Source organism: Mesorhizobium sp. M7A.F.Ca.CA.004.12.1.1, from assembly GCF_003997835.1.
In the GTDB taxonomy this organism is placed as follows: Bacteria; Pseudomonadota; Alphaproteobacteria; order Rhizobiales; family Rhizobiaceae; genus Mesorhizobium.
Map to the genome: position 1 here is coordinate 1 of NZ_RZRK01000535.1, position 4,274 is coordinate 4,274.

Annotated in this window: 4 protein-coding genes; 2 read left to right on the forward strand and 2 right to left on the reverse strand. The window is 63.2% G+C overall.

Annotated elements, in window-relative coordinates:
- Nucleotides 1–18 precede the first annotated feature (18 nt).
- Both EN984_RS24440 and EN984_RS24445 read right to left on the reverse strand, forming a co-directional pair.
- Nucleotides 19–603 (reverse strand): amino acid synthesis family protein, encoded by a 585-nt coding sequence (locus EN984_RS24440; protein ID WP_127267637.1) that lies wholly within the window; start codon nt 601–603, stop codon nt 19–21.
- Nucleotides 600–1,184 carry an amino acid synthesis family protein gene (locus EN984_RS24445; protein WP_023809103.1) on the reverse strand — a complete coding sequence of 195 codons (585 nt, stop codon included), beginning with the start codon at nt 1,182–1,184 and terminating at the stop codon, nt 600–602. Before EN984_RS24445 ends, EN984_RS24440 begins: the two co-directional genes overlap by 4 nt.
- Nucleotides 1,185–1,438: 254 nt before the next feature.
- On the opposite strand from EN984_RS24445, the gene EN984_RS24450 reads away from it, so the two are divergent.
- Both EN984_RS24450 and EN984_RS24455 read left to right on the forward strand, forming a co-directional pair.
- Nucleotides 1,439–2,443, forward strand: coding sequence for a BMP family ABC transporter substrate-binding protein (locus EN984_RS24450; RefSeq protein ID WP_127267638.1), 1,005 nt, complete (start codon nt 1,439–1,441; stop codon nt 2,441–2,443).
- Between the two features lie 91 nt (nt 2,444–2,534).
- Nucleotides 2,535–4,109, forward strand: a complete 1,575-nt coding sequence (locus EN984_RS24455; protein ID WP_127301659.1) for an ABC transporter ATP-binding protein — start codon at nt 2,535–2,537, stop codon at nt 4,107–4,109.
- Nucleotides 4,110–4,274 lie beyond the last annotated feature (165 nt).

A 4,274-nucleotide genomic window follows, 5' to 3' on the forward strand; every position in this document is an offset into this window, starting at 1 on the left:
GTCCTGCCTGCCTGACGGTCAGCCGACGCCGTCAATCCCGACAATCTTGTCCTTGGTCAGCCCGCCGACGCGCGGGTGCGGCCTGCCGGAATCGGTGACGGCGATAGCAACGACGATCTCGTCGGCACGCGGTGCGTCGGGAACACGAACCTCCATGCCGTCGAAATGGCTGCGCACCCGCGCCGCATCCTTGTGACCGAGCGGAATATCGAGCGACACGCCGAGGCCGCCGCGCTTCTTCGATGAAGGAATGAGCGCGGCGCCCTTGCCAAGCACATCGCGGAACGGGGCGCCGAGCTTTGGATGAAGGATGGCGGCGGCATGTTCGAGCTCGCCATCGGCGCCGACGGCGGCGGCCTTGCCGAAGCTCTCGACCCGGTAGCCGGCAATGCCCAGAGCAGCGACCGCGCGCCTGGGCAAGATATCGCCCAAGGCTTCGCCTATGGCGCTCAGTGCCGACAGGTCCTCGACGTAAGTGCCCGCATAGGGGTTGCGGATCACCGCAATGGCTGCGGCACGCCGCGTCGGCGGATCGACGGGCCGCCCGCCTTCGATCCGGGTTTCCTCGACGATGGTGATGATGCGGCGGATTTCGGGGTTCATCGCAAGCCGTCCTCGCCCTTGATGTCGGCGGCGGCAAGGCCGCCGACCCGTGCATGGACGCGTGCGCCGGTGGTCATCGCCAGGATGACCGCCATTTCGTCGCCGCGCGGCGCATCGGCAATGCCTATCTCGATCGCATCGAAATGGCTGCGCACATAGGAGGCGTTTATGTGCGTGATCGGGATGTCGATGCGCGTTCCGGGGCCGCCGACCTTCTTGGTCGAAGGCACGATCGCCTTGGCATTGCCGAGCAGTTCGCGCATCGCATAGCCCCCCGGATTGTGCCAGAGCGCGCCATGTTCAAGCTCGCCGGCGGCGCCGACTATGGCACCCTTGCCATAGCCTTCGATGGCCTGGCCGCCTTCACCAATGGCGTCGATCAGGCGCCGGGCCATATCGAGACCGAGCGGCTTCAGGTCTTCCATGAAGCCGGTGATCTCCTCGACGTAGCGTCCGGCAAAAGGGTTGGCAATGACCGCGACGACCGCGCCTCGCTTGAGCGGGCGTGCCGCGTGGGGTCCGCCCTCATGGAATATCTCTTCGACCTGAACCAGAAATTTCCTGACCACCACAGCCGGCATTGTTTCGCTTCCTTCATCCCGTCGTTCATGGAAACTCATTAGAGTATCAACAATTATGCCCGTCGACATTTGTCAAGCGCAGACGTCGAGCACGTGGGCGAAGGGCCAAGAAAACTGCATCGGATGACGATTGACAGCCTGTTAAGCCGCTCCTAAACTCATATGACCATCAACGAACTCGCCGTTGTTACGGCGATATGTGGGGATGGTCAAAGCGTGGCTTCAAAAGCTGGAAAAAGCTGAAGGGGAATGACATGAAAAGGGCGCTCAAGAGTTTATTTCTGGCCGGCACGATGCTTGCCATTTCGTTCGGACCGGCCGCCGCACAGGCCAAGGTTTCCGTGGCCGCCATCTCGGGGTATTTCGCACAGGGTTTTGGCGTTTCGATCGTCAACGGCCTCAACAAGGCCAAGACCGATTTCGGCATCGACCTCAAGCTTGTCGACACCGGCAATCGCGCGCTCGACTACCAGCAGCAGTTCGAGAATCTTGCCAAGGGCAAGCAGTACGACCTCATCTTCGTGATGGGCTGGGAGCTGGTGGACTCGCTGCAAAAGGTCAGCGCCGAATATCCCGACCAGCGCTTCGTGTTTATCGATGGCGTCCTCGACAACCCCAAGATGATCTACGCCAATTTCGCCGAGGAGCAGGGATCCTTCGTGGCCGGTGCACTTGCCGGCATGATCGAAGCCAAGGGCACCGCCTTCGACAAGATCGGCGACGGCAAGGCGATCGGCTTTGTCGGCGGCCGCGATATTCCGGTGATCCGCAACTTCCTGGGCGGCTACGAGCAAGGCGCCAAATATGCCGCGCCCGACGTCAAGGTAAACTCCGTCTTCGCCGGAACCTTCGACGACCCGGCCAAGGGAAGCGAACTTGCCCAGGCGCTTTACGGCCAAGGCTCCGACATTGTCTACAACGTCGCCGGCCCGACGGGTGAAGGCGTGATGCAGGCAAGTGCCGCGGTCGACAAATATTCGATCGGCGTCGACATCGACATGTGCGGCTCGGCTCCCGGAAATGTGCTCGCCAGCATGCTGAAGCGCGGCGACATCGCCGTCTACACGCTGATCAAGGATGAGGTCGAGGGCCGCAAGATCACCGCCGGCACCCGCACTTTCGACCTCGCCTCGGGCGGTGTCGAGGTCAAGGTCTGCGATGATATTGCCCCAAAGATCCCCGCTGACGTGACCGCCAAGCTGGACGAGATCAAAAAGGGCATCGTCGACGGCAAGATCGTGATCGCCAAGGCAAAGTAAGCCAACAACAGCGCCTCCCTCCCAAGAAAGCGCTACACTGATCCGCCGCGGCTTGCCGCGGCGGATCAGTGTCCAATCTGCGAGAGCCACGTTGTCGAACACGCCGGGGTCGCCGACCCTCCACAGCAATGCCGCGATAGCCGTCGAGTTGACTGGCATCACCAAGCGTTTTGGCGCATTCGTCGCCAATGACGGCATCGACCTTGCGGTCCGCCGCGGCGAGATCCACGCCATCATCGGCGAGAATGGTGCTGGCAAGACGACGCTGATGAACATCCTGTTCGGCCTCTTGCAGCCGGACGAAGGCTCGATCCGGCTGAACGGTGAAGAGATCGTGATCGCCGATCCGTCCGTGGCGATAAAGGCCGGCCTCGGCATGGTTCACCAGCATTTCAAGCTGGTTCCCTCGCTCTCGGTTGCCGACAACGTCTTTCTCGGTATGGAAATCCGTCGCCATGGCCTGATCGACCACGCCGCACAAATTGCGCGCACGCGCGACCTGTCGAAGCGCTTCGGCCTGCAGGTCGATCCGACCGAGCGCGTCGGGCTGCTCTCGGTCGGCATAGAGCAACGCATCGAAATCCTTAAGGTCCTGGTGCGCGGCGCGCGCACCATCATCCTCGATGAACCGACCGCCGTGCTGACGCCGCAGGAAAGCCGTGAACTGTTCCAGACACTGCGCAGCTTCGTGGCCGAAGGCATGACGGTGATCTTCATTTCGCATCACCTGGAAGAGGTGATGGAAGTGTCCGACACGGTGACGGTGCTGCGCAACGGCAGGAAGGTGGCGACCCGGCCGACGGCCGAGCTCAGCAAGGACGAGTTGGTGCACATGATGGTCGGCCGCGAGGTGAGCTTCGACCGCCGGCCGCGCGCTTCGCTGCACGGCGACGTGGTGCTCGAAGTCAAGGATCTGTGGGCGCGCGACGATCGCCTGCTGCCGGCTCTTCGCGATGCCAGCTTCACCGTCCGCTCCGGCGAGGTGGTGGGGATCGCGGGTGTGGCCGGCAATGGACAGACGGAGCTGGCGGAAGTGCTTTCGGGCTTGCGACCGGCAAGCCATGGCGGGGCGTGGCTGAAGGGCCGGAATCTCACCGCGCTCTCCCCCGCCGCGATCCGCCAGGCAGGCCTCGCCCATGTTCCAGGCGACCGCATGGTGCGCGGGGTCGATCGCAACGCTTCGATAGCAGCCAACACCCTGATGGGCCGCCAGCACCGCGCCCCATGGAGCCGCGCCGGCATGCTCAACTGGAATGCCATAAATCAAAACGCCGAAACGCTGATCAAGAGCTTCGATATTCGCGCGCGCGGAGCCGGTGATGCGGTCAAGCGGCTTTCGGGGGGAAACATCCAGAAGGTCGTTCTGGCGCGCGAATTCACCAACGGCGCCGATTTCCTGCTGATCGACCAGCCGACGCGCGGCGTCGACATCGGCGCCCAGGAGGCCATTCATGACGAGATCATGCGCCAGCGCGCCGCCGGCCGCGCAATCCTGCTGATTTCCGTGCAGCTCGACGAACTGGCCGCCCTTGCCGACCGCATCCTGGTGATGTTCAACGGGCGGATCATGGGCGAGGTCGCCGGCGACGAGGCCGACGAGGAGCGCATCGGCATGATGATGGCAGGCGTGGCCGTGCCGGAATTCGCCGCGGAGACCGCATCATGACAGACCATTTGCGTGCCGTTTCCGGCCAGGTGATCGCCATCGGCGTGGCGCTGCTGATGGGCGCGATCATCATCCTCATGGTCGGCGAAAGCCCGGTGGGTGTGTTCATGACGCTGTTGCGCGGCGCCTTCGGCGAACAGGAGAAGATCGCCGAAGGCGCCGCGC